This window comes from Bacteroides cellulosilyticus DSM 14838 (genome assembly GCF_000158035.1).
Lineage (GTDB): Bacteria > Bacteroidota > Bacteroidia > Bacteroidales > Bacteroidaceae > Bacteroides > Bacteroides cellulosilyticus.
This window is the reverse complement of the sequence record NZ_EQ973503.1, coordinates 1-1,172: the sequence shown is the minus strand read 5'-3', so window position 1 is coordinate 1,172 and position 1,172 is coordinate 1. Positions and strand designations below refer to the sequence as shown.

2 protein-coding genes are annotated in these 1,172 nt (G+C 43.3%); both read left to right on the top strand.

The window, feature by feature from the left end:
* On the top strand, positions 1-127 hold a 127-nt coding region (locus BACCELL_RS27575), incomplete at its 5' end, for an ATP-binding protein (protein WP_007215040.1).
* A gap of 9 nt (positions 128-136) precedes the next feature.
* Positions 137-1,172 (top strand): metallophosphoesterase (locus tag BACCELL_RS25340; protein WP_007215039.1); only part of this gene is annotated, 1,036 nt, incomplete at its 3' end.

Below are 1,172 nucleotides of genomic sequence, written 5' to 3'. Positions count from 1 at the left end.
GGGACTTTCCATCTGTAAGTTGACCGTAGAGAAGTGGGGAGGAGAGATCTGGGTGGATCCGGGATATACGGATGGGGCAAGATTTGTATTTACACATCCATTAGACATCGAACAACCAAAGAAATAACTAATAACTATGAAGAGAGTTTCCTTTTTTTTAGGGTGGATATTCCTCCTGATAGTAGCTGTATCAGCTCAGGATAAGATCGTAAAGCTGAAAATAGTAGAGACCAGTGATATACATGGGAACTATTATCCTTATGATTTCATACTTCGCCATGAAGCTGGAGGAAGTTTGGCGCGCATACATGCTTTTGTGCAGAAAGAGCGCGAAGTCTATAAAGATAACCTGCTTTTATTAGATAACGGGGATATTCTGCAAGGCCAGCCTTGTGCCTATTATTACAATTATATTGACACTGTTTCTCCGCATCTGGCAGCTGAAGTGTTGAACTATATGCAGTATAATACTGGCAATATGGGTAATCATGATGTGGAGACCGGACGTGCCGTGTTCGACCGTTGGGCAGACGACTGCAAGTTTCCCATTTTAGGCGCTAATATTATTGATACGGCTACGGGAAAGACTCATTTCAAACCTTATGAAGTATTGGAGCGAGATGGCGTGAAGATCGTAGTGTTGGGTATGATTACTCCTGCTATTCCTGTATGGTTGTCGGAGAACTTATGGAAAGGACTGCGCTTTGATGATATGGAAGAAACGGCTCGCAAATGGATGAAGATTATCCGGGAAAAAGAGAAGCCTGATCTGGTGATCGGTATTTTCCATGCCGGACAGGATGCATTGCTGATGGGCGGTAAGTATCGTGAAAATGCTTCTGTAGAAGTAGCTCGTAACGTTCCCGGATTCGATATCGTCCTGATGGGACACGATCATGCCCGTGAATTGAAGAAGATTAAAAATATAGCCGGAGATTCTGTCTTGATTATGGATCCCGCAAGCAAGGGAATTGTTGTGGCAAACGCAGATGTAACTTTGAAACTTCGAAAAGGAAAAGTCATAGAGAAGCATATTGACGGTGCTTTGACGGATATGAAAGATTATGCTGCAAGTGAGGATTTCATGAAGCATTTTGCTCCCCAGTTTAATGCGGTGCAGGATTTCGTATCCAAGAAAATAGGCAGCTTCACAGAGACCATTTCCACGCGTC